This window comes from Brevundimonas sp. Soil_N_31 (genome assembly GCF_057655995.1).
In genome coordinates this window covers 402,705-426,450 of record NZ_JBDGLE010000003.1, presented here as the reverse complement: position 1 = coordinate 426,450, position 23,746 = coordinate 402,705, and the positions used below count along the sequence as shown (strand labels likewise).

19 protein-coding genes are annotated in these 23,746 nt (G+C 66.8%); 5 read left to right on the top strand and 14 right to left on the bottom strand.

Going from position 1 to position 23,746, the window contains the following annotated elements; translation table 11 throughout:
- Window positions 1-277: 277 nt before the first annotated feature.
- The 4 genes from AC3A3G_RS07550 to AC3A3G_RS07535 all read right to left on the bottom strand — a co-directional run bounded on the left by AC3A3G_RS07550 (window position 278) and on the right by AC3A3G_RS07535 (window position 7,463).
- The gene (locus tag AC3A3G_RS07550; protein ID WP_125900046.1) at window positions 278-751 is read right to left on the bottom strand and encodes an Lrp/AsnC ligand binding domain-containing protein; all 474 of its coding nucleotides are present in this window, start codon (window positions 749-751) and stop codon (window positions 278-280) included.
- Between the two features lie 143 nt (window positions 752-894).
- Window positions 895-2,691, bottom strand: coding sequence for a DUF885 domain-containing protein (locus AC3A3G_RS07545; RefSeq protein WP_234287718.1), 1,797 nt, complete (start codon window positions 2,689-2,691; stop codon window positions 895-897).
- 82 nt (window positions 2,692-2,773) lie between these two features.
- A complete protein-coding gene (locus AC3A3G_RS07540) occupies window positions 2,774-5,725 on the bottom strand; it encodes a TonB-dependent receptor domain-containing protein (protein ID WP_200167723.1) in 2,952 nt (983 codons plus the stop codon).
- Window positions 5,726-5,804: 79 nt separating this feature from the next.
- Complete coding sequence (locus tag AC3A3G_RS07535) at window positions 5,805-7,463, bottom strand: amidohydrolase family protein (protein ID WP_487487884.1); 1,659 nt, start codon at window positions 7,461-7,463, stop codon at window positions 5,805-5,807.
- Window positions 7,464-7,856: 393 nt separating this feature from the next.
- Here AC3A3G_RS07535 and AC3A3G_RS07530 point away from each other — a divergent pair, with 393 nt between their 5' ends.
- Entirely contained in the window at window positions 7,857-9,257 is a 1,401-nt protein-coding gene (locus AC3A3G_RS07530) for an amino acid permease (protein ID WP_125900043.1), read from the top strand.
- Between the two features lie 45 nt (window positions 9,258-9,302).
- Here AC3A3G_RS07530 and AC3A3G_RS07525 read toward each other — a convergent pair whose 3' ends face one another.
- The gene (locus tag AC3A3G_RS07525) at window positions 9,303-9,905 is read right to left on the bottom strand and encodes a GGDEF domain-containing protein (RefSeq protein WP_368924648.1); all 603 of its coding nucleotides are present in this window, start codon (window positions 9,903-9,905) and stop codon (window positions 9,303-9,305) included.
- Between the two features lie 127 nt (window positions 9,906-10,032).
- Between AC3A3G_RS07525 and purE the strand changes: the two genes are divergently transcribed.
- The gene (purE, locus tag AC3A3G_RS07520) at window positions 10,033-10,539 is read left to right on the top strand and encodes a 5-(carboxyamino)imidazole ribonucleotide mutase (protein ID WP_200215794.1); all 507 of its coding nucleotides are present in this window, start codon (window positions 10,033-10,035) and stop codon (window positions 10,537-10,539) included.
- Window positions 10,539-11,612, top strand: a complete 1,074-nt coding sequence (locus AC3A3G_RS07515) for a 5-(carboxyamino)imidazole ribonucleotide synthase (protein ID WP_200215796.1) — start codon at window positions 10,539-10,541, stop codon at window positions 11,610-11,612. Before purE ends, AC3A3G_RS07515 begins: the two co-directional genes overlap by 1 nt.
- 39 nt (window positions 11,613-11,651) lie before the next feature.
- Here AC3A3G_RS07515 and AC3A3G_RS07510 read toward each other — a convergent pair whose 3' ends face one another.
- Window positions 11,652-12,317, bottom strand: a complete 666-nt coding sequence (locus tag AC3A3G_RS07510; RefSeq protein WP_200167728.1) for a COQ9 family protein — start codon at window positions 12,315-12,317, stop codon at window positions 11,652-11,654.
- Between the two features lie 189 nt (window positions 12,318-12,506).
- Between AC3A3G_RS07510 and rpsU the strand changes: the two genes are divergently transcribed.
- Window positions 12,507-12,740, top strand: a complete 234-nt coding sequence (gene rpsU, locus AC3A3G_RS07505) for a 30S ribosomal protein S21 (protein WP_087139870.1) — start codon at window positions 12,507-12,509, stop codon at window positions 12,738-12,740.
- 218 nt (window positions 12,741-12,958) lie between these two features.
- On the opposite strand, the gene AC3A3G_RS07500 is transcribed toward rpsU, so the two are convergent.
- From AC3A3G_RS07500 to AC3A3G_RS07475, 6 genes are all read right to left on the bottom strand, one after another.
- Window positions 12,959-14,401, bottom strand: coding sequence for an ABC transporter permease (locus AC3A3G_RS07500; RefSeq protein WP_487487880.1), 1,443 nt, complete (start codon window positions 14,399-14,401; stop codon window positions 12,959-12,961).
- On the bottom strand, window positions 14,401-15,363 hold the full coding sequence (locus tag AC3A3G_RS07495) for an ABC transporter ATP-binding protein (RefSeq protein ID WP_289647744.1): 963 nt from the start codon (window positions 15,361-15,363) through the stop codon (window positions 14,401-14,403). The genes AC3A3G_RS07500 and AC3A3G_RS07495 overlap by 1 nt, the downstream gene beginning before the upstream one ends.
- Before the next feature lie 108 nt (window positions 15,364-15,471).
- Window positions 15,472-16,098: a M23 family metallopeptidase gene (locus tag AC3A3G_RS07490; protein ID WP_292060289.1), complete on the bottom strand. Its 627-nt coding sequence runs from the start codon at window positions 16,096-16,098 to the stop codon at window positions 15,472-15,474.
- Between the two features lie 194 nt (window positions 16,099-16,292).
- Window positions 16,293-18,095 carry an autotransporter domain-containing protein gene (locus AC3A3G_RS07485; protein ID WP_487487879.1) on the bottom strand — a complete coding sequence of 601 codons (1,803 nt, stop codon included), beginning with the start codon at window positions 18,093-18,095 and terminating at the stop codon, window positions 16,293-16,295.
- A 276-nt stretch (window positions 18,096-18,371) separates the two neighbouring features.
- Window positions 18,372-20,261: a phosphoglycerate dehydrogenase gene (gene serA, locus AC3A3G_RS07480; RefSeq protein ID WP_487487878.1), complete on the bottom strand. Its 1,890-nt coding sequence runs from the start codon at window positions 20,259-20,261 to the stop codon at window positions 18,372-18,374.
- A 97-nt stretch (window positions 20,262-20,358) separates the two neighbouring features.
- Window positions 20,359-20,889: a hypothetical protein gene (locus AC3A3G_RS07475; protein ID WP_487487877.1), complete on the bottom strand. Its 531-nt coding sequence runs from the start codon at window positions 20,887-20,889 to the stop codon at window positions 20,359-20,361.
- Between the two features lie 203 nt (window positions 20,890-21,092).
- Here AC3A3G_RS07475 and AC3A3G_RS07470 point away from each other — a divergent pair, with 203 nt between their 5' ends.
- The gene (locus AC3A3G_RS07470; protein WP_487487876.1) at window positions 21,093-22,025 is read left to right on the top strand and encodes an Hsp33 family molecular chaperone; all 933 of its coding nucleotides are present in this window, start codon (window positions 21,093-21,095) and stop codon (window positions 22,023-22,025) included.
- 4 nt (window positions 22,026-22,029) lie between these two features.
- On the opposite strand, the gene AC3A3G_RS07465 is transcribed toward AC3A3G_RS07470, so the two are convergent.
- Both AC3A3G_RS07465 and phoB read right to left on the bottom strand, forming a co-directional pair.
- Window positions 22,030-22,749, bottom strand: coding sequence for a CPBP family intramembrane glutamic endopeptidase, BDIM_20840 family (locus AC3A3G_RS07465; RefSeq protein WP_200167745.1), 720 nt, complete (start codon window positions 22,747-22,749; stop codon window positions 22,030-22,032).
- Between the two features lie 302 nt (window positions 22,750-23,051).
- Window positions 23,052-23,741 carry a phosphate regulon transcriptional regulator PhoB gene (gene phoB / locus AC3A3G_RS07460; RefSeq protein WP_003165711.1) on the bottom strand — a complete coding sequence of 230 codons (690 nt, stop codon included), beginning with the start codon at window positions 23,739-23,741 and terminating at the stop codon, window positions 23,052-23,054.
- Window positions 23,742-23,746 lie beyond the last annotated feature (5 nt).

The following is a 23,746-nucleotide window of genomic DNA, read 5'->3' as shown; positions in this document are numbered from 1 at the left end:
TTGCCAACCCAACCAATCTCTACCCAGATCAACCTCGGACTCTTGTTATGGCTGGATGAGAAACGGGGGGCACGTCAGAACGCAACGACACGGCTGCCGCTCACTCGTCATGCGTATGCGTAAGATTCGTGCCGCCGCGCTTCTGGCGACCGTCGCAGCGCCAGTGCACGGAACCACCTCGCCCTACTATACGCTTGAAGCGGTCGGCAGCTGCCCCGGCGGCTACTGGTGAATCTGTTGCGGAGGCGGTTCTGCGTCGCCTCCGCAAGCTTTCCAGCTACAACGGCAGGACCGAAGTGTCCTTCACCTCTTCCATCACCGCATAGGTGCGGGTTTCACGCACGCCCGGCATGGTGATCAGGGTATCGGCCAGGAAGACGCGATAGGCGGCCATGTCCTTCATCCGCACCTTGACCAGATAGTCGAAACCGCCAGCCACCATATGGCACTCCAGCACCTCGGGCGAGCGGCGGATGCGATCGGCGAACTGATCGAAAATGTCCGAGGTCGTGCGGTCAAGCAGCACCTCGATGAAGATCAACAGCTCCCGCTCGGCGAACTTCGGGTCAATCAACGCCGTATAGCCGATGATCACCCCTCGTTCGCGCAGGCGCCGCACCCGCTCGAAGCAGGATGACGCCGACATATTGCATGCCGACGCCAGATCCTGGTTCGTGATCCGCCCGTCCTGTTGCAGCACCCTCAGAATGCGGCGATCCGCATCGTCCAACTTGTAATCCGCTGCGCTCATGCGCGGCTCCCCCTTACGCATTTACCTACTCCGAACTGTGTCAAACCGCCTGCTGATCCGCAATGGATCAGCAGGCGGCGGGACCGGCGACCTGGGAGGAAAACCGCCGGTCGAAAACAACGCCTCTTACGCGTCCTCGGGCTTTACTCTGCTCGGCGAGCGGCGGCGGCCTGCTTGCTCTCGGCGATGAAGGCTTCCATCTCGGCGGTCATGGCCGGAATGGTGGCGACGCCCAGGGCCAACAGGTGATCATGGAAGGCCTTGATGTCGAAATCCGCCCCCAGTTCCGCCTCCGCCTGACGACGCAGACGCACGATCTCGATCTCGCCCAGCTTGTAAGCCAAAGCCTGCCCCGGCCAGGTGATGTAGCGGTCGATCTCCGTCCCGACTTCATGATCAGACAGGGCCGTATTCTCGCTCAGGAAAGCGATCGCCTGATCGCGGGTCCAGCCCTTGGAATGCAGGCCGGTGTCGATCACCAGCCGCGCCGCTCGCCACATCTCGTAATTCAGGCGGCCGAAGTCCTCATAGGCGTCTTCGTAGATGCCCATCTCGACAGCCAGCTTTTCAGTGTACAGGGCCCACCCCTCGCCAAAGGCCGAGATGCCCGCCTGCGAGCGCCACTCCGGCAGCTTGGCGTGCTCGCGACGCAGGACGCCATGCCAGGCGTGGCCGGGATTGCACTCGTGCACCGTCAACGCCGGGATATTGTAGCGCGGTCGCGACGGCAGATCATAGGTGTTCAGCAGGCACGTCCCATTACCGCCCCGTCCAGCAGTATAGAAAGGTGCGATGGCGTCCGGCACCGGCACCAGACTGAAGGTGTCGCGGGGCTTCAGGTTGAAGTACTGCCCCATCTTGCCGTCGACCTTCTTGATCACCCAGGCGCCGTGCCACAGCAAATGCTCGGGCTTTTCATACTGGAATTGAGGATCGGTCTTCAGGAAGGTGATGAACTGCGCAAAATCACCCGTGTAGCCCGTGCTGCGCATCACCGCTTCCATCTCGGCGCGGATGCGCGCGACTTCGGCGCGGCCAATCTGGTGGATCTGATCCGGCGTCAGGTTGACGCTCGTGTATTGGCGGATTTGCGTCTGATAGAAGTCGTCGCCGTTCGGCAGGCGGTTGGCGCCCAGGGTGTCTCGCGCGCCCGGCACATATTCATCGCGGATGAAGCTCAGCAAGGTGCGGTGCGCCGGCACGACCTGCTGCTGGATCACCTGGACGGCTGACGCGCGCAGGCGCCGCCGGTCTGTTTCCGAGATCCCCGGCGGCATGTCGATGAAGGGCTTGTAGAGCGGATTGGCCTGCGGGCTCGTCGGCTCGGTCACCGCCAGGATCGACACGTCCCGCCCGACCAGGGAGGCCTTGGGCTGGGTGAAGCCGCGCGCCAGACCGGCCCGCATGTTGACGATCTGCTGATCGAAGTAGCGCGGCGTGTCGCGCAGTTGCGACAGATAGCGCTCATAGTCCTCCACCGAAGTGAAGGTCTGGTTGGCCATGCCCGAGATCGACGACCAGAAGGAACTGTCAGAATTGAAGGGCATCTCGTACAGGCGATGCCGCCCGTCATCGACGTAGTTGTCGATCTGATGCCTATAGACCGCGTAGTTGGTGCGCTCGGACGGCGACAGTTGATCCAGGGAGATGGCGTTCAGCCGGTTCTGGATATCGGTCCAATAGGCCAGGCGACGCTGCTGGGTCGCGGCACTGACGTCCGGCAGGTTGGACGGCTTGGAGGCGCGCGACGGCATCTCCTTCTGACGCCAGGCGTATTCCTCTTCAGCGATGGCGCGGAACTGGGCGTCCACGGCGGCGGCGCTCGTCGCCGAAGCCGACGCGGGCGCCGAGGCGACGGCCGTCGCCGGCAGGGCGGCGAAAGCCATCACGCCCACGGCGGCGGCGATGGCGCTGTACGCGGTCAGGGTCTTCAACTGCATTCTCCCCCAATAAATCATGCGGACGCCCGCAGGCCGCCCAGAGCGAGAAGCCGCCCGTGACCGGACGGCTTCCCTATTCGGATCAGAACCGGGCGTTCACGCCAATGTAGGCATAGCGGCCCAGGTTGTTGTAGATGCTTCCGTTGAATCCGGTGTTCAGCGAGGTGCCGGTCCAGGTGAACGGCGTCTGCGGCGGTTCTTCATTGGTGAAGTTGTTCACCCCCGCGAAGACCGAATACTTGTCGAAGCGATATTCAGCGCGCAGGTCGTGGGTGATCCACGACGGCGCCTTGTAAGGCTCATAGGCGCCCGCCGGATCCTGGTTGCTGCGGACCATGCTGCCCAGATACTGGTTGGCGTAAGACAGCGAGACCCGATCATAGTCCCAGGTGACGCGGAAGTTCATGCGACGCTTGGGATTGGGCAGTTCGCCCGCCTGCTCGTCCCGCACGCTGGCGTCGCCCGGAACCGGGTCGTAGGTCAGCTCGTCCAGGAAGCCGGCCGCCGCATTGAATGACAGCGAGCCATAGTCCGGCAGCCCCAGCTTAGCCAGGTCGGTGCGATAGGACGCGGTCACGTCCCAGCCCGAGTTGGTGTACTCGGCCACATTCAGCACCTGGTTCAGAACGCGGGTGATGTTGCCGTCCGAACCCCGCGATACGCTAGCGCAGAACGGGTTGCTCAGGCTCGGGCTGTCGACGCAGTTGTTGATGATGTTGCGCCAGCCCAGCGAGGCGATCACGTCGCTGATCTCGATCTCATAGCGGTCGATCGTCAGGGCCAAGCCCGGCAGGAACGACGGCGTCAGCACCACGCCCATCGTCAGGGTCTCGCCCTCTTCCGGGTTCAGATCGGGGTTGCCTTGACTGACCACAGGCCGTGTCGCGGTCGACTGTACGAAGTTCGGGCTCAGCCCCAGCGCCGCGCAGTTCGCCTTGCGATTGGCCGAGGCGTTGCCCAGGTTCAGGCGCGTCGCGTCGCAGGGATCCTCGATTTGACTGTAGCCTTCGCTGCCGCCGCCAAACAGTTCGTTGATGTTGGGCGAGCGCACCGCCTTGGCGTAGTTGCCGCGGAAACGGATGTCGCGGTTGACCGTCCATTCCAGACCCAGGCCATAGCTGCTGTCGCCGCCCGTGGTGGTGTAGTCCTGGTAGCGATAGGCCGCCGTCAGATCCAGGTACTGCACGAACGGGACATCGGCCAGCAGCGGTAGGTTGATCTCGCCGAAGATCTCCTTGGACTCATAGCGCCCTTCAGTGATCTGCTGGGCGTTCTGGAAGATCAGCCCCTTCTGCGAACGTTCGTCCGGCACTGAACGAGCGTATTCCTTGCGCCACTCGACGCCCGCCGCAAAGGCGACCGGCAGGCTGGTCCCGCTGAACAGCGACGGATAGGAGAACAGCTCCCCGTTGACGCTGGCCACCGCGTTCCACTGGCGCGTCACGTCGTCCCGGACGGTGTGGATATAGGAGTAGTCGATCGCCTCCTGCGAGGCGATTCCGGCCCCGAACAGGTTCAGCGGCTGACAGCCCCGGGCCCGCGCATCTTCGCTGCGACAGACGATCTGGCCGTTCAGATTGATCGCATCGATCGACTCGTAGAACTCCTTTTGCAGTCGATCGAAGTTGGTGAACTGCGACTCGGTCTGGCCGTAGTTGACGTAGGCTTCGAACCGCCAGCCATTGCTGAAGGCTCCGTCGATCCCGGTCACGAAGCGGGTGGTGTCATACACGCTCTCATAGGTGCGGATGCCGAAGTCGCGGTCGTTGCGGGTAATGTCGAAGCGCGCGACCCCGGCGGCGGTCAGCATGGCCCTCAGATCGCTGGGCAGGAAGGCGTTGTCGGCCTGGATGCGATAGGCGTTGCCCGTCACCAACTTGCTGCCGTCCACGTCGCCGGCGAAGGTGCCGTTCTCGCGCTGGCTGGTCGCCTCGGTGTGGAAATACTTGCCCTCGGCGAACAGGTTCAGCTCGCTGATGAAATCGCCCGACGGCTGGAACTGGTGGCGCAGCTGCAGCTCGCCGCCGTAGCGCTCGACCGGAGTACGCAGGGCGTCTTCGCGGAACTTGAATCCATCGCCGCCGATCGAGACCTTCTGCGGGCGACCCGCGCCGTCGACCACCACCTGGCCGCGATCGAAGGGAACCAGCTTGCCATCGGGCGTGAAGGTCAGGCTGTAGGCCGCATTGCCGCCGATCGGAGTGACGATCACCGGGGTGAAGCTGTCGTTGGTGATGTTGGTATAAACGTCCCGCGCCATGATGAAGGACGGCAAGCCGTCGTCCGGGCTCTTCTTGTTCGGGTTCGGGATGTAGGCCAGGCCGCTCATCGCGTAATCGCGTTCGTGGCGGTACAGACCCTCGGTCTGGTCGTAGGTGGCGGCGGCCATGATGTTGGTGCGGCCGTCGTTGAAGTTCCGCCCCACTGCGATCGAGCCGTAATAGGTGTTCGGGCCGTCGGCCGAACCGTACTGGGCCTGCGCGGCGATACCGTCGAAGTCCTGCTTGGTGATGAAGTTGACCACCCCGGCCACGGCGTCGGCGCCGTACACCGCCGACGAGCCCCCCGTCACCGTATCGACGCGGGCGATGGTGGTCTTGGAGATGGTGTTGACGTCCACGGCGCTGGTGCCGCTGGACCCGGCCACGTGACGACGGCCGTTGACCAGCACCAGCGTTCGGCTGGAGCCCAGATTGCGCAGGTTCAGCGTCGCCAGGCCCTGGCCCGCGACCGTATTGGTCGTGCTGGACGCCGAACTGCCGAGGCCGACCTGCGGCTGGCGGGCCATGGCGTCGATCAGGTTGGTGACGCCGATGTTCTCGATTTCCTGAGCGTCGACGACGTTGACCGGGGTCGACGCCTCGACGTTCGGACGCCGGATGCGCGAGCCGGTCACCACGATGTCGGCGACGGCGCTGGCTTCCGGTTCCGGGGCCGGGACTTCGGATTGCGCCCGGGCGGGCTGGGCGGCGGCGGCCGTGACGGCCAGACCGGCGATCATCGTGCCGGTCTTCAGGTACGCAGACAGTCTCATTGGATCACCCCTCGTTTTTCTGATCTGAATCACAGGCGCGCCGTCCCCATTCGACCTCGCCTGCGTCGTCTGTTGCGGATCAGCGCCCTCCTTGCGCCTCCCCTCGTTCGGCTTTTTGCCGATCGACCATCGCCCGCACGTCGGCCAACAAGGCCGGCGCGTCGTAGGCGACCCCACGCGCCACCGTCCAACGCACGCCGCCGACCGTCTCGATGCGGTTCTCGGGGCTCAGGCGCTCATGTCCGGTGCCATACAAGGTCTTGAAATTCGCCAGCGGATTCTCGGTCGTGATGACCAGATCCGCGCTCATGCCCGGCCGCACGACGCCGAAGGTCGGCGCCTTGCCGGTCGGCTCAGCCAGGGTCGTCGCCCCGTCCATCGTCGCGGCGCGCACGATCTCCAGCGGGTGGAAGCCCGCCTCCTGCAACAGCTCCAGTTCTTCGATGTAGCCGAAGCCGTACAGCTTCCAGATGAAGCCCGAGTCCGAGCCCACCGTCACCCGGCCGCCGACCTTCTTGTAGTCGTTCACCAGCCGCATGAACCGCTCGTAGAAGCGGCGCCACGCCACCTCGTTCGACGTCGTCCAATCGAAGAAGTAGCTGCCGTGATTGTCGCGCGTGGACTGGAAATAGTCCGCCAGCGCCGGAAGCGTATAGGTCTGGTGCCAGGGCGCATTGCGCGCCCGCATCAGATCGCGCGATGCTGCATAGATGGTCATCGTCGGATCGAAGACGACCCCCGCCTTCTTCTGCGCCTCCAGATAGGCGTACCATTCCGCCGAACCCGGCTCGACCTCGTCCCAGATCTCGGCCGCCTCGCCGAAGCGCTTCTGCTCGTCGTAGAAGTTGTAGTCGGTCGGATAATCCTGGATCGTCCGCCCGCCCAGCAGCGACTCGAAGTGGCCGTAGAAGTGGGTGATGGTCCCCAGGCCCGCCGCCGCCAGTTGTTCGGCGTTCAACTGGGCCACGCCCGGCTGGGCGATGTGGGCGACCGTGCCCATTTGGTTCTTCTTGGCCTCGTCGATGGCGGCCAGGACCACCTCGGGCGTCTCGTCGCCGCGCAGGAAGAATTTGATCCCGTCCACGCCGTTGGCCGCACCCCAGCGCACCCACTCGCGCGCCATTTCGGGGTTGCGGATACGGCCGCGCGACCAGCCCGACCCGAGGGTCTGGTAGTTGTAGATACGCGGCGCGACGATCTCGCCGCGCGCCGAACGGGCCTTTTCCGACACGGCGATGTCGTGCGGCGCCAGGCTGACGCCGCGCACGGTCGTCACGCCGTGCGCCAGCCACAGTTTGTACACGTACTCCAGATCCGGCGCCTTCTGCGGGCTGCCGCCATGGGCATGGGCGTCGACGAAGCCGGGCATGACGTACATGCCGCGCGCGTCGATCTCATGCGTGGCGTTCAGCGGCGGGCGGCCTTCACGCTCGGGCAGGCCCGGCCAGCCCGCCTGGATAATGTCGGTGATCTTGTCGTTCTCGATGACGATGTCGACCGGCCCCATGGGCGGGGCGCCCGTGCCGTCGATCAGCATGGCGCCGCGCACCACCATCAGCGGATAGGGACCATAGCCCTCGTCGGCGCGTCTCGGCGGCGCGGGGTTCAGCGTGGCCCGCGCCGACGCCGCCTGCGCTTGAGCCTGAGCCGACACCGCGTTCGGCGTCCCCGCCGCAAGCAGCAGCGCAACCGCACACGCCGCGCCGGCGCCCTTGAAGACAGACTTCTCCCCAAACATCGTCCGCAAGCCGCAATCCCTCCCAAGATCGAGGGCCATCGGCCCTGCAAGCGTTTGCCCGGCCCCTCAGCCGTTCCCCAATTCGCTAGCACTGCATCGAAGACAGAAGTTTCGGATATTATCCAAACGACGGAATAAAATTCACACCAATCACCAAAACCGATCACCATCTTCGAAATGTAGAAATTCGGCCCAGCCCTACAACAGAAGCGTTGTTTCTGCGGCAAATCTGAATTTATGATCCAGTGATAGGGATTGAATACGGCCCAATCGGGTCGTTTTTTCTGTTGCGGCTCAGCTTACCAAGGTAGGTTGTGGGCCAAAAATGCTACGGAAAAACGCCGTTATACCGAATATTTTTACTTCGCCATCGAAGACTACCGGGGGAGACGCATGAGTTTCGTGACACGCCGCAAGGCCCTGCCTGTGCTGGGAGGCGCGCCCAAGGCGAACGGGCTCAAGCCCACCCTGTCCTGGCCGCACCTGGTCGCCCTGGGCGTCGGCGCCATTGTCGGCACCGGCATCTACACCCTGATCGGCGTCGGGGCTGAGCGGGCCGGACCGGCGGTCATGCTGGCCTTCGTCATCGCCGGGATCGTTTGCGTCTGCGCCGCCCTGGCCTACGCCGAGCTGGCGACCATGATCCCGGAGTCGGGCTCGGCCTACACCTACTCCTACACCACCCTGGGCGAGGGCGCGGCCTGGATGGTCGGCTGGAGCCTGATCCTGGAATACACCGTCGTCTGTTCGGCCGTGGCCGTGGGCTGGGCGGGCTATTTCTCGGGCATGATGGAGGGCATCGGCATGGGCCTGCCCGCCATGCTGACCTCGGCCCCGTCGCAGGGCGGCATCGTCAACCTGCCCGCCGTCATCATCGTCGCCGCCGTGGCGGGTCTTCTGGTCGCCGGCACCAAGGAGAGCGCCTCGATCAACGCCGTGCTGGTGGTGGTCAAGATCGCCGCCCTGATCGCCTTCGTGGCGATCGCCCTGCCCCACTTCAACCCTGCCAACCTCAAGCCCTTCATGCCCTACGGCTTCTCGCACGGCATCGGCGCCGAGATGGGCGTCATGGCGGCGGCGGCCATCATCTTCTTCGCCTTCTACGGCTTCGACGCCGTAGCCACGGCGGCGGAAGAGACCCGCAATCCCGCCCGCGACCTGACCATCGGCATCATCGGTTCGATGGTGGCCTGCGTCGCCATCTACATGGCCGTGGCCATCGCCGCCCTGGGCGCCATGCCCTTCACCGACTTCATGAAGTCGCCCGAGCCCCTGTCCCACATCATCCGCACCGTCGGGTCCGACCTGTGGGCCACCCTGATCGCGGGCGCGGCGGTCGTCGCCCTGCCCACCGTCATCCTGGCCTTCATGTTCGGCCAGAGCCGCATCTTCTTCGTCATGGCCCGCGACGGCCTGCTGCCGCGCAGCCTGGCCCATGTGTCCGAGCGTTCGGGCGGGCCGGTGCGCGTGACGGCGGGTACGGCGGTGCTGATGGCGATCATCGCCGGTTTCATCCCGCTGGGCGATCTGGCCGCCCTGGCCAACGCCGGAACGCTGGTGGCCTTCGCCTCGGTCGGCCTGTGCCTGATCGTGCTGCGCCGCCGCGAACCGGGCCGTCCGCGCGTCTTCCGCGCCCCGGTGTGGTGGCTGGTCGGGCCGGTGGCCATCGCCGGCTGCGTCTATCTGTTCTTCAGCCTGCCGGCCTCGACCCAGATCAACTTCGTCATCTGGAACGTGATCGGGGTGGCGGTCTATCTGCTGTACAGCCGTCGCAACAGCCTGCTGAACGGCTAGGAAAAGAAGGGCGCCGAGACTGACCTCGGCGCCCTTTTCAATTCGTCAGCGCGTCGCCTCCGGCCGCGCCTTCTTGCGCAGCCACATGGCCGCATCGGCTTCGGACAGCCAGACCTCCGCGTCCGTCTGACCGGCGAATGCGCGCACGCCGAACGAGCCGCCCAGCGCCACCCGCCTCTCATCCCAGATAAAGCCTTCGCTCTGCAGCGCCTCGCTCAGCCGCCGCGCCTTCTCGCGCCCTTCCTCGGCGCCGGCGTTCATCAGCAACACGGTGAACTCGTCCCCGCCCATGCGGCCGACGGCGTCGGATTCGCGCACGTTCGCCAGCAACAGCTCGGCCACGGCGATCAAAGCCGCGTCTCCCGCCGCATGGCCCAGGCCGTCGTTGATTCCCTTGAACCCATCCAGATCGAGATACAGCAGCGCCGCCTCGACTCCGTGGCGGCGGCAATAGGCCAGGTTGCGCGTCAGCACCGTCATGAAGCCGCGCCGATTCAGCGCGGGGGTCAGCACGTCGTGGTCCGCCAGAGCCTCGGCTCGCTCGGCCCGTTCGGTCAGGGCCGCCACCTCGGCGTGCAGGCGCGCGATCTCGGCGCGCAGTTCCGCATCGTCGCCCGCAGAGGTCGTCTGTTCGGCCAGGTGGTTCAAGGCGGGCTCCGGCGTCGCATTTCCGGCCGACTCAAGGCCCCGCGACGCGCCGGAGTCTAGCGTCCTCGGTTGCGGGCGCAACGCGGGTGCTGTAACGGGCCGCTTTCCGCTTGGGGAGCCTTTGCGCATGACCGCCTCCACGCCGCCGGCCACGACGCCACCTGTCGCCATCATCATGGGCAGCCGCTCCGACTGGCCCACGATGAAGCTGGCCGCCGACCGTCTGGATCAGCTGGGCGTCGCCTGGGAGGCCAAGGTCGTCAGCGCCCACCGCACGCCCCAGCGCCTCTATGACTTCGCCACGACGGCTAAGACGAACGGCTTCAAGGTCATCATCGCCGGCGCCGGAGGCGCGGCCCACCTGCCCGGCATGGCTGCGTCGATGACCGATCTGCCGGTGCTGGGCGTGCCGGTACAGTCCAAGGCGCTGAAGGGCCTCGATTCCCTGCTGTCCATCGTCCAGATGCCCGGCGGCGTGCCCGTCGCCACCCTGGCCATCGGCGAGGCGGGCGCCGCCAACGCGGGAATTCTGGCGGCGCAGATCCTGGCCCTGTCCGATCCCGCCCTGGCCGAGCGCCTGTCGGCCTTCCGCGCCGCCCAGACCGAATCCGTCGCCGAAAGCGTCGAAGACTGATGCCCGATCTTCCCCTGCCTCCCGGTTCGACCCTCGGCATTCTCGGCGGGGGCCAGTTGGGCCGGATGCTGAGCCAGGCCGCCTCACGCCTGGGCTTCGACGTGGTGATCCTCGATCCCCAGCCCGACAGCCCCGCCGCCCGCGTCTCGCGCGCCCAGATCACCGCCCCCTATGACGATCCTGACGCCCTACAGGCGCTGGGCCGCCTGTGCGACGTCGTCACCTTCGAGTTCGAGAACGTCCCCGCCGCCTCGGTCGAGACCCTGGCCGAAGCGGGCGCCCTGGTCGCGCCGGGACCGACGGCGTTGGCCGTGGCCCAGGACCGGGTAGACGAGAAGACCTATCTCAACGCCGTCGGCGCCCCGACCGTGGCCTTCGCCGCCGTGACGACGCTGGATGACCTCACCAACGCCATCGCCGCGCTTGGCCTGCCCGCCCTGCTGAAGACCCGGCGCGAGGGCTATGACGGCAAGGGCCAGGTGTGGATCCGCGACGCCGCCGACGCCGAGGCCGCCTTCGACGCCATCGGCCGCCGCCCCGCCGTGCTGGAGGCCGCCGCCGTCTTCCAGCGCGAGCTGTCTGTCATCGCCGCGCGAGGCCGCGACGGCGCGGTCGCCGTCTATCCTCTGGGCGAGAACGTCCACAAGAACGGCGTGCTGAAGACCACCACCGCCCCCGCCGCCGTGGACACGGCCACGCAAGGCCGCGCCGAAGCGATCGCCGCCGCCGTTCTGGACGGCCTCGACTACATCGGCGTCATGGGCATCGAACTGTTCGACATGGGAAACAGCGAACTGCTGGTGAACGAGGTCGCCCCGCGCGTTCACAACACCGGCCACTGGACCCAGGACGGCTGCGTCTGCGACCAGTTCGAACAGCACATCCGCGCCGTCGTCGGCTGGCCTCTGGGCCCGACGCAAGCCCACGCCCGCGTCGAGATGACCAATCTGCTGGGCGACGAGGTCGAGCAATGGCGCGCACTGGCCGCCGAGCCGAACGCCCGCCTGCATCTCTACGGCAAGCACGACGCCCGGCCGGGCCGCAAGATGGCCCACATCAACCGCATCCTTTAACCCTCTCCCCGCCTTCCCTCTCCCAATGGGAGAGGGTCATCAGGCCTTGGCGCCGTATCTAAGCCGCCCCAGCACATCCGTGATCGTGCGCACCGGCGCGTCGAAGTCCTTGCCCGCCTTCCACTTCTCGAACGCCATGACGTTGTCGATGCGGCGGGCGACGAAGCCTTCCGCCGCCTCGCGTCCGTCGAACCAGCGCATGGTCAGGGCGGGAATCAGGATGCCGCCCAGAATCGCCCGCTTGGAGTAGTGATTCTGGTCCGTCGCCGTATCCCCGGCCCAGCGCCACAGGTGATCCGCCGTCTCCCACGCCAGCTTGAAGCCCAGGTCGACGTTGGTCGGCAGGCTGAGAAAGCCTGCACAGCGTTTGGCCGCCTCGATATCCTGCGCCCCCGCCTCCATCCGCGCCGAGACGGCGGCGGCGATTCGTTCGCGAATCTTCATCGTGGCCGCAGGCGTGGCCTCCAGAGCTTTCAGAGCCCGCGCGTCGTGGCGACGCGACAGCAGGACCGCCAGATCGCGCGGGCCGTTCGGTAGCAGCAGTTCCTGGTCGCCCAGCGACAGGCCGCATGCCTCGCACGCGGCGCGCGTCAGGCGCGCGTTCCAGCCCAGCGCGGGCGCGCGTTCTATGGCCGCGTCCAGAACGGCCTGTTCAGTGCGGTCGGCCCAATCGCCCTTCGGAGCAGTCTCGGCTGTCTCGGTCATGGGCGGCACGATACGCCCATCCGGCGGGCGTTTCGAGCCATCACGATTAGGCGCGACGATCTGGACACGCCCCCCCCGATCATGTATCAGCGCGCCTTCACTTGGGAGGCCTCCTCTCGAGCGTGGTTTTGTTTTGTCTGCCCGTCTCCCTTGGAAAGGACGCGGCGGGCGGCCAAAGGAGAGAGACCCCTGGTTCAGATTTTTGTCCGCGACAACAATGTCGATCAGGCGCTGAAAGCCCTGAAGAAGAAGATGCAGCGCGAAGGCAGCTTCCGCGAAATGAAGCGTCACGTGCACTTTGAAAAGCCGTCGGAAAAGCGCGCTCGCCAGAAGGCTGAAGCCGTCCGTCGCGCCCGCAAGCTGGCCCGCAAGCGCGCCCAGCGCGAAGGCCTGCTGCCGGCTCCGAAGGGTCGCGGTCGCTAAGACCCGCTGACGCCTGAAAGATCAAAGGCCGCCCCGGATCGCCGGGGCGGCCTTTTTCTTTGTGCATTTTGTCTCCGCTCACCCCGGCGGAAGCCGGGGCCCAGTGAGAGCGCCTGTCTGAGGCCTATTCATTGATCGCAGCGCGTTGAAGCCAAAGCACTGGATCCCGGCTTCCGCCGGGATGAGCGGGAGAGAGGCAAGCCTCCCTCCCCTTAGCTTCACCGGCCCGTGACGGCGCCCATGAAGCTCTTCCAGCTCAGCTTCACATCCGACAGGGCGCCGGCGCGGAAGGCGCGGCCCGCCGCCCAGATCATCAGGGCCGCGAACAGGAACATGCCGATCAGGCCGCCGATGATCTCGATCAGGGGCGGTCCGCTGGGCGCGCGCGCGGCCATGACGAAGGGGGTGAAAGGCGGGATCAGGCTGATCACCTTCACCACCATGGCGTCGGGGGTGCGGATGGCCATCTGCATGACCAGGATCGGCACGACCAACACCATCATGATCGGCCCCATCAGGGTCTGGGCATCGCGCGGCGTGTCGCAGAAGGCGCCGATGGCCGCGAACAGCACCGCGTACATCAGATAGCCGCCGACCAGGAACAGCAGGAAGTAGACGAACAGGCCGTCGGTCAGCAACACCGAACCGATGTCCCGCGCCACGTCGGGCACGGTGGCGATCAGGCCGATGGCGCCGATGCCGCCCCAGGCGCCCAGCACGGCCAGGGTCAGCAGGGCCACGCCCAGCACCTTGCCCGCCAGGATCTCGGTCGCCGAGGCCGAGGACAGCAGCACCTCCAGGATCTTGTTCGACTTCTCCTCCATCACGCTGTTCAGCAGGATGGAGGCGCCGGTGATGATCAGCGACCACAGGATGAAGCCGACCGCCAGGCCGACGATCACCGGCAGCTTATCGCGGAACGACACCTCGCCCCCCGACGCCGCGCGCGGCGAGAAGACCGAAACCTCGGGCCGGAAGCGCTCGGTCTGCGCCACCACAGAGGGGTCGATGCCGCTGGACACGAAGACACGGCTGCGGTTGGCGGACTTCAGGGCGTCGCGCACGGCGTCTTCCACGACGTCGTCGGTGGCGCGGCCGGTCCAGACGCGCGCACCGGGCTGGCCGTCCTTTTCGGTCAGAAAGACCACGGCGTTCAGACGCTCGCTCTCGGGCGCATCCTTGTCGACATAGCGGCGGGCCAGGGCGTCGCGCGCCTCGCCCGGAGCGGCAGCCATCAGCTCAGCGGGCGCCTCGACCAGTTCAAAGGAGCGCTTGGGCGTCTTGAAGCCAGCGGCGGCGCGCGGGGCCTCCTTCTTCAGCGCCTCAAGCCCGGCGTCGAAACCACCCTTCTCGGCGGCCTCGCGCACCCGGTCGCCCCCCGCCGTCCCCGACTCGGGCACGGCGGCCATACGCAGGGCGGCGATATCGGTGCGTCCGCGTTCGGTCTCCAGCGCCTGGCGCACGGCGGCGGCCAGGCCGGACCCGGCCGGGGTTTCATCGACGATGACGGCCTCGCGCACCGGCTCCGCATGCTTCATCAGCACCGGAATGGCGCCGCCCAGCACAGCGAACAGCGGAAACGCCAGCAGCGACAGCCAGAAGCCGACCGTCTTGGCGTAGGCCAGGAACTCGCGGCGCGCGATCAGAAGAATCCGGTTCATCAGGCGGCTCCCGCTTTATCGGTCTTGGAGACGGACTGATCTTCGTCCGGGTGGTCGCCGGTCAGGGCGATGAAGGCGTCGTGCAGGGTCGGCTCCTTCATCTGGAAGCGCCGCACGTCCAGCCCGCCCAGGAAGGCGGCGCGAAGGGCGCTCTGCGCCTCGGCTCCCGGCGTCAGGCCGACGCGCAGGGTGCTGACGGCGCCGTCCTCAGCCAGAATCTCGATGCCGCTGACGCCCGGCAGGGCGGCGACCGCGTTGCGATCCAGCGCCCCTTCCAGCTCCAGAAAGCGCGGCGACGTCGCCCGCGCCTCGTCCACCGTGCCCTCGAACGCCTTACGGCCGCGGGCCAACAGCACCACCTTGTCGCACAGACGCTCGGCGTGCTGCATGACGTGGGTCGAGAACAGCACCGTCGCCCCATTGTCGGCCAGGGCGCGGATCATGGCCTCCAGCCCCTGCTGGTTCATCGGATCGAGACCCGAGAACGGCTCGTCCAGAATCACGAACTCCGGCTGATGCACCACCGAGGCGATCAGCTGGACCTTCTGGGCCATCCCCTTGGATAGCTCCTTCATCTTCTTCTTGCTGGCCTCGCCCAGGCCCATCTGCTCCAGCATCTCGCGGCCGCGACGGCGGCCTTCGGGCAGGGGCAGGCCCTTCAGCCCGCCGAAGAAGGCGATGGCGTCTACCGGCGTCATCTTCTTGTAGAGGCCCCGCTCCTCAGGCAGGAAGCCGATCCGGTCGCGCACCTTGCGCCCGTCGTCCGCGCCCAGGATGTCGATACGGCCGCTGGTGGCCGGCTGCAGCCCCAGAATCATCCGCAGGGTCGAGGTCTTGCCCGCCCCGTTCGGTCCCAGGAAGCCGCAGATCGAGCCCTTCTCTACCTGAAAACTCAGGTCGGAGACGGCCTGAAAGCCGCCATATCTCTTGCTGATTCCGTCCAGCGTCAGCGCCGCGACCATTCGGTCCCCCTGCAAAAAGCCCAAGGATCGAATCTAACGACAGCGCGCAGGTAATGGAAAGGGTATTTTACATTACGGTTTGGTCATGATGCCGCGCCGCCTGACGCATCAGGCCGGGGCCTTCACCCGGATATCGAAGCTCTGGCCGACGATCTTGGCGGGATCGATCTGGCCGCCGTTCCGACGCACCTCGAAGTGCAGATGCGGGCCGGTCGAATAGCCCGTCGAGCCGACCAGGCCGATACGCTCGCCGGCCGCCACCACCTTGCCCGTATGCACGTCGATGCGGCTGAGATGGCCGTACAGGCTGGTCATGCCGTTGGGGTGCTGCATCTCGATGAAGTTGCCGTAGCCGCCCGCCTGATAGCCGGCGCGCAGCACCTTGCCCTCGGTCGTGGCGAAGACGCCGGTGCCGGTCGGGGCGGCGATGTCCACGCCCTTGTGCGCCCGCGCCTTGGCCTCAATCGCCAGCTTGCGCAGGCCGAAGGGCGAGTTGATGCGATAGCCCTTCAACGGGGCCTCGAAGACGATCTTGCGGGTGACCGGACCGGCGGGTTCAGCCACCGCCTTCACCGGCGGGGCGATAGGGGCAGAGATGTCGACGACCTTCTCGGGCGCGCCGGAAATCATGCCGACGGGCGCGGCCGCCATGGCCAGAACCGCCAGACCGGCCAGGACGCCCGTCTGGCCGAAACGGATCACATGCGGCCGCACGGCCGGAGGAACTAAACGCATACTCTAACGACTCATTCTGAGCGCTTGGTCAGCGCGGAGGAGCCGTCAGAAAGGCGCGAAACACGCGCGCGGATGGCGAAAATTCAACGTCGCCGACGGCCGGAATTGACCGTCTTTTGCAATTTCACCGGGACATGAATGGGGCGCTCCGAGGGCGACACGGGGTCGCACCTCGGAAACCTTCGTTTCAAGACCTACAGCGGCAGGCTGAGTTTCACCGCCGCCATATGGCTGTCGGCATGGTCGCCGAAGCGGCCCTTGTAGCCGATCGACACCTTCAGCCGCTCCATGACCGTGCCCTCGATCCCGGCGGCGGCCAGCACCTGCCCGCCGAACGGCAGATCTACGTCGCGGGCCAGAACCTGGGCCGGGTTGCCCAGGATGCCGGTGCGCACGGCGTCGCTGTCATCGCTCAGCGTGTCGCGGTAACCGCCTTCGGCGTAGAAGCGGACCCGCTCGGTCCCGCCCTCCGCGCGCAGGGCGATCTCAGCCGTCGTCGCCTGCACCGAACGGTCAGCATAGGCGTACTGCGCCGCCGGGCCCTGCTCGTTGAAGCCGTCCACGTCGGCGTTGGTCCAGGCCACCGCCGCGCGCGGCGACAGGGCGAAACCGCCCAGATCGAACCACATGCCGCCCTGCAGCCGCGCGCCCGTCGAGACGCCGCGCGTCGAACCGCTGTGGACGACCGGCGCCAAGCTGGTCAGGCGGTTGATGTCGTTGAAGTCGTCCTGAGCCACGCCCGCCGCCGCATTGACGAACAGGTCGCCCGAGCGCCAGCCGCCGTAGACGTCCAGCCCGAAGCTGTCGACGTCGGCGCGCAGGGCGCCCGCGTCCACATCGGCGTTGCGATAGGATCCGGCCAGGCCGAAGCGCAGGCTCTCCGTGCCGCTTTCCAGCGCGATGCGCACGCCGTAGCCGTCGGAGGACGCCTCGCCGATGGCGCCGCGCGCGTCGGTCTCGGTCTTGTCGACCAGCCCCTCGACCGAGATCGAGGTTCCGCCCGTCCACGCCTCACGCCCCGACAGGGCGGCGGTCGAGCCGTCCAGCGCGTCCTCGCGGTGCCGCCAGGCCGTCTCGCCCAGCACCGCCGTCTGGCTGCCCAGATCGCCGTAATAGAGGTAGTCGTTCGCCAGACGCGCGATCACCGCATGCCCCTTGGCCGTCGGGTGAACCCCGTCGAAATAGAAGTAGTCGTCCGGGTTGGAGCACAGCGTCACGCCGTTGAAGCAGGCCTGGGTCACGTTCGACACGCCGAAGGCGCTGGGGTTGTTGGCGATCACGTCCCCGACCTTGAACAGGTCCATCAGGATGATGTTCGTTCCTGGCCGCGCCGCCGCCGTCGTGTTCAGCCCGGTCAACAGAGCGCCGTTGAAGGTGGTGACGGCGAAGTCGGCCAGCGGCGCGGCCGCTGTGCCGCGGAACTGCGGCGTCAGGCTCAGCTTCGGCAGGTTCGTGACCAGCACTGTACCCGCACCTGCCTGGGCGATGCCGTTGACGATGAAGTTGATGTCGGCTGCGGCGCTCTGCGCCACCGGCGTAATGCTCGCCGTGGGATTGGTCGAGACCCCCGCCGCCGGCAGTCCCTGAAAGATGTTGTTCGCCCCGCCCAGCACGCTGACCAGGTCATTGGCGCCGAAAGTTCCGCCGCGCTGCTGGTACTGGGCCAGTTGCAGCCGCATCCCCAGCGGCTGGGCCTGGCTATCGGTGCGCGCCCCGCCGAAGGCGTAGTTGATGTTGCCCGTCACCGGCCCCATGAAGTTGGCGGCGGTGAAGCCCAGCCGCTCGGTAAACACCGGCCCGTTGGAGAATCGCCCCGCGCCATAGGGCGGCGAGGTCGGGGTCGATCCGCCCGTCGCCAGATACAGGTTGCCGTTGTCCGACAGGCTGTCGCCGAACACCACCAGACGGTTGTAGCTCTGGGCCGAGGCGGTCCCGGCGGCGGATACGGCGGCCAGGCTCAGAGCGGCCAGCGCCGCTCCGCGAAGAAGACGAGACATCGATTTCCCTCCCATCGACCGTCCGTATGCGGTCGTTACCCCGCACTCTGCGCCGCTTTTCTCAGGACGCAAGATGACGTGACGGAAGGTGATCGACGATCAGCCTAGTACATTGCGACCCGCTCATCCCGGCGGACGCCGGGATCCAGTAAGAGCAACGCCCTCCACCGTTAGTGTGAGGACGCATAAAGGGGCGAACCTTCGAACGCTGAATTTGTGGCCAAAGCACTGGATCCCGGCGTCCGCCGGGATGAGCGGCATCAAAAGAGCGCGCCCCTAATGCAGCCGGCGGAAGCGGATTGTGCCGGGAAGCAGCTTCAGCGCCGTCAGCGCCTCGCGGTCATAGTCGCGGTCAACGTCGGTGATGACATAGCCGGTCCGCTCGTCCGTCTTCAGGTGCTGGCCCAGGATGTTCAGCCCCGCATCCGACAGGGCGCGGTTCAGTTCGGCCAGCACGCCCGGCTGGTTGCGGTGGATGTGCAGCAGTCGGTGCGCGCGCGTCACCTCGGCCAGCTGCACGTTCGGCAGGTTGACGCAGAAGGTGGTGTCGCCCCGGTTCAGATAACCCAGCAGCCGCTCCGCCGCGAACTCGGCGATGGCTTCCTGCGCCTCTTCGGTCGAGCCGCCGATGTGCGGGGTCAGGATGGTCTTGTCCAGACCGACCAGAGGGCTGTCGAACGGGTCGGCGTTGGTGCGCGGCTCCTCGGGGAAGACGTCGACCGCCGCCCCGCCCAGACGACCGGACTTCAGCGCCGCCGCCATCGCATCCACATCGACCACATGGCCGCGCGACAGGTTCAGGAACAGGGAGCCCGGCTTCATCTTCGCGAATTGATCGGCGCCGATGATGGCGGCGTTCTCCTTGCGGCCGTCGACGTGCAGCGTCACCACGTCCGCCTCGGCCAGCAGGGCGTCCAGCGAGCGCATCCGCCGCGCATTGCCCAGCGCCAGTCGTTCCGACAGATCATAGAACAGCACCCGCATGCCCAGGTTCTCGGCCAGCACCGACAGCTGGCTGCCGATGGCGCCGTAGCCGACGATGCCCAGCGTCTTGCCGCGCACTTCGCGCGACCCGGTCGCCGACTTGTTCCACACGCCCTTGTGCATCTCGCGCGACTTGTCAGCCACGTCGCGCATCAGGACGATCATCATGCCGATGGCCAGTTCGACCACCGAGCGGGTGTTGGAATAGGGGGCGTTGAACACAGCCACGCCCTTGTCCGCCGCCGCGTCCAGATCGACCTGATTGGTGCCGATGCAGAAGGCCGCCACGGCCATCAGCCGGTCCGCCGCGTCCAGCACCTTGCGGCTGACATTGGTCTTGGAGCGGATGCCCAGAACGTGCACGCCCTTGATCGCCTCGATCAGGTCGTCCTCATCCAACGCGCCCTTCATGGTCTCGACGCTATAGCCCGCCTCCTCCAGCCGCTCGACGGCGGCAGGGTGGACGTTCTCCAGCAGCAGCATGCGGATACGGTTGCGCGGATAGGACCAGCGCCCGGCCACGCCCTCGGCGTAGAGCACCTCGTCCAGCGAGGCGGCGACGGCGTCGGCGACTTCTATCACCTTGGGACGGCGCTCGATCTCGGTGAAGGCGTAGAAGCGGTCGGCCGCGCCCTGGATCTTGACCTCGGCGTCGGTCCAGCCGTCGCCGACCATGACCACCGGCCCTTCCAGACCCAGCGCGCGGATCACCTCGGGCTTGCCGTTCTCGCGCGACAGTGGGTTGGTCGTGTCCGCGCCCGTCACGCGGCCTTCGTCGTCATAGATCAGGTCGTTGGCCAGCACATGATCGGCCGCCACGCCCAGCCGCTCGGCCAGGGGGGCGATCACTTCGCGGAAGCCGCCCGACAGGATGTAGATGCGCTCGGCGTTGCGCTGGAAGAAGTCAACGTTGCGGCGGATGGAGACCGTCGCCTCGTCCAGAATCCGATCGGTCAGGGCCTCGACGTGCTCGCGGCGCAGCGCCAGCAGGTCCAGCCGCTGTTTCAGCGCCTCGCCGAAGCCGATGCGGCCGTTCATGGCGTCGTCGGTCAGGGCCGCGATCCGGGCCTTGCGCTCGGCGGCGTCGGGCGCGTCTTTCAGCGCCAGCTCGGCCAACGCCTCCAGCGTCTCGATGCGAACCAGGGTGGAATCGAAGTCGAAGATGAAGACAGGCGAGATCATGCGCGGGCTCTAGACCTTCTTCGCATTCGCAGCAATGAAAAGGGGCGCCGCAGCACCCCTTTCCGCACGATTTTTCTATTTACCGCTGAAAACCGGTTCAACGGCCGCCGTTTCCGCCCCGACGGCGGCTTTCAAGGGCCGCCGCGCCAATCATTGCGGCGATGGTGGCCACGGCCAGAAGGGCGCCGCCTTCCTTGGCGTGATCGCGGGCGAAGTCGCCGGCGTCCTCGGCATAGCGGCGCGCCTGCTTGGTGTAGCGGCGCATCGGACGGCGCGATTTCTTCTTGGTGCGGCGATACCATTCGTCAGCCCGATCGCGGGCGTCGGCGCCGAAACGTCCGGCCCGTTCATGAGCGTAGTCGCCCAGGTCGGCCGCGCGATGGGTCAGGTCGTCCGCCCCGTGACGCACGCCGCGCGCGATGTCGTCAAAGCGGTGACGCAGGGCCTCGGCGTCGAACCAGCCGCGCGGGTCGATGCGCGTCTTGATCCGCTCATAGCGGGTCGGGCCGGAGCGCTGGTTCAGCAGGATGGTCGCCAGGCCCACGCCCGCCAGGACGGCCACGACGCCCGCAGTGATTCCAGGGTGTTTGCGGACCTCGTCCACGACGTTGAACTCACGATCCATCATGTCAGACCTCTTGGGGAAGGAAGCGGTTTCGGTTCCTAAAGGAGCGAGCTTCAGCACAAAGGGTTCCCTGCGTCCGGTCAAGCTTGCCGAACCGCACGTTAAACCGCACGGGGCCGTGGCGCGGGCGACACGCCCTCCCCTTACCAAGCGGGCTTCGGCTCCCTATGTTGCGCCGCTTCCGACAGTTTTCAGGATTTCACGCCGTGACCGATCACGCGCCCGACGCCCCCATCGCCGCCCCGACGGACGACTTCGCCGCCGCCTTCCAGATCGAAGGCTGGCCGGTGCGCGGCCGCCTGGTCCGCCTGGGCGAAGCGGTCGACAAGATCCTGTCGGCCCACGCCTATCCCGAGCCGGTCGCCGCCCTGCTGGGCGAGGCCTGCGTCCTGGCCGCCATCGTCGGCTCGGCGCTGAAGTTCGACGGCCGCCTGATCGTCCAGGCTCAGGGCGACGGCCCGGTCCGCTATGTCGTCGCCGACTACGGCACGGACGGCCATCTGCGCGGCTTCTGCCGGTTCGACCCGGAAGAGGTGGCCAAGGCGTCGGAAGGCTTCGCCCGTCCGGGGGCCAAAACCCTGCTGGGCGGCGGCGTCTTCATCATGACGGTGGACCGCGGCGCCGACTTCGAACGCACCCAGGGCGTGACCCCCATCGAGGGCGAGAGCCTGTCGCTGTGCGCCGAACACTACTTCTCCCAGTCCGAACAGGTGCCGACCAAGGTGCGCCTGGCCGTCGGCGAGGTAGAGACGGACGCGGGCCGCACCTGGCGCGCCGGCGGGGCAATGATTCAGGTCATCGCCGGCGACGAGTCGCGCGGCTCGACCGAAGAGGTGTGGGAGCGCACCCGCGCCCTGTTCGCCACCCTCGGCGACGACGAGCTGATCGACCCGATCATCAGCGCCGAGACCCTGCTGTACCGTTTGTTCCACGAGGACGGCGTGCGGCTGGAAGGCGCCAAGACCCTGGCCGCCGTCTGCCGCTGCTCGAAGGACCGCATCGCCAGCGTGCTGCAGTCCTTCCCGGCGGAAGAGCGCGCCGAAATGGTCGAGAACGACGGCAAGATCCGCGTGACGTGCGAATACTGCTCGACCAACTATGAGATCGACCCGGCCGAGCTAGAGACGGCCGAGGCCTGATCTCTCAGATCAGCATGAAGACGGCGTTGCCGTAGTTGTGCAGCAGGACCGGCAGCAGCACGCTGCCGGTCTTCTCACGCAGCCAGACCAGCAGCAGCCCCGCCAGACCCGTCGTCGCCATCGGCGCCCAGTCGAAGGTGAAGGCGCCGTCCTGATAGCCCAGCGCGTGGGTCAGGCCGAACGCCAGCGCCGTCAGAACCGCGCCCCAGCCCATCTGCGCCCCCAGCGCGCGGAACGGCCGCCCGAACGCCTCGTTCAGGATCAGCAGCAGCACCCCGCGATAGAAGATTTCTTCGTCCAGCCCCGGCATGGTCAGTTGGAAAGCCAGACTGTCGGCGTCGAACCCCTCGCCCGGCGCCCAGATCGCCAGGCCGAGGAACAGCAGGACCAGCAGGCCCGACAGGATCAGCCCGCCCTTCAGTCCCTGCCGGTCCTGATGCAGGGTCAAGCCGCTGCGTCGCCATCCGACGACAGGCAGGCTGGCGACCGCCAGCGACAGCAGCACGGCCAGCGTCTTGCCCTCCCAGTTCCAGCGCGAGTGTCCGAAATCCAGCGGGATATGGCCATAGCCGCGCGTCAGCACGACGTCATAGACCGCCATCAGCAACAGGCCCGCGACCAGCCAGCCCCAGCGCACCTTGCCGCGCGACAGCACGGCCGCCGCCCCAGCCGCCAGCGCGACGGCGCCGACCCAGCCCCACATGGCGATCACTGCGTCCGGCATGACTTCCCTCCCCCGATGCGACGTCGTCGTTCAGAGGCGGCGGCAGGGGCGCACAGATGCAGATGAAGAAAAGTTAAGCTCCTGCTCCCCGCCCCCGCACGCCCGAACTTCGCCCCATACGCTCCGTTTCCCGCCTCTACACGCCGTCATCCTCGGGCTTGACCCGAGGATCCAGGGCGACGGCGCGCTCACCCGTTCAACGCCGTGCAGGCGGACGGCTGGATCCTCGGGTCAAGCCCGAGGATGACGGCAGGGGGTGGAGCGGCGTGGAGCGTCGTGGCCCGCGCCAGAGGAGTCACCGCCTAGTTATTCAGGTCCAGCGAGTAGCCCGCCGAGCGCACGGTGCGGATCGGGTTGACCGTGCCTTCGACGTTCAGCGCCTTGCGCAGGCGGCCGACGTGGACGTCGACGGTGCGGGCCTCGACATAGACGTCCGAGCCCCAGACTGCGTCCAGCAGCTGTTCGCGGCTGAACACCCGGCCCGGATGCTTCAGGAAGTGGTCCAGCAGGCGGAACTCCGTCGGGCCCAGATGCACCTCGCGGCCTGCGCGGCTGACGCGGTGGGCGACGCGGTCCATGATGATGTCGGCGTGATTGACCCGGTCGTCGGCCAGACCCGGACGGATGCGGCGCAGAACGGCGCGGATGCGCGCGGTCAGCTCCGTCATCGAGAAGGGCTTGGTCATATAGTCGTCGGCGCCGGTGTCCAGACCGCGCACGCGGTCCGTCTCCTCGCCGCGCGCGGTCAGCATGATGATCGGCAGGTTACGGGTCTCGGCCCGGCCGCGCACACGGCGGCACACCTCGATGCCCGACAGCTTGGGCAGCATCCAGTCCAGCAGGATCAGGTCGGGGGTGCGCTCGTCGATCTGCAGCATCCCCTCCTCGCCGTCGGCGGCGACGGCCACGTCATAGCCTTCCTTCTCCAGATTGTACTGGAGCAGGGTGGCCAGGGCGTCCTCGTCTTCCATCACCAGGATATAGGGTTGCACGTCAG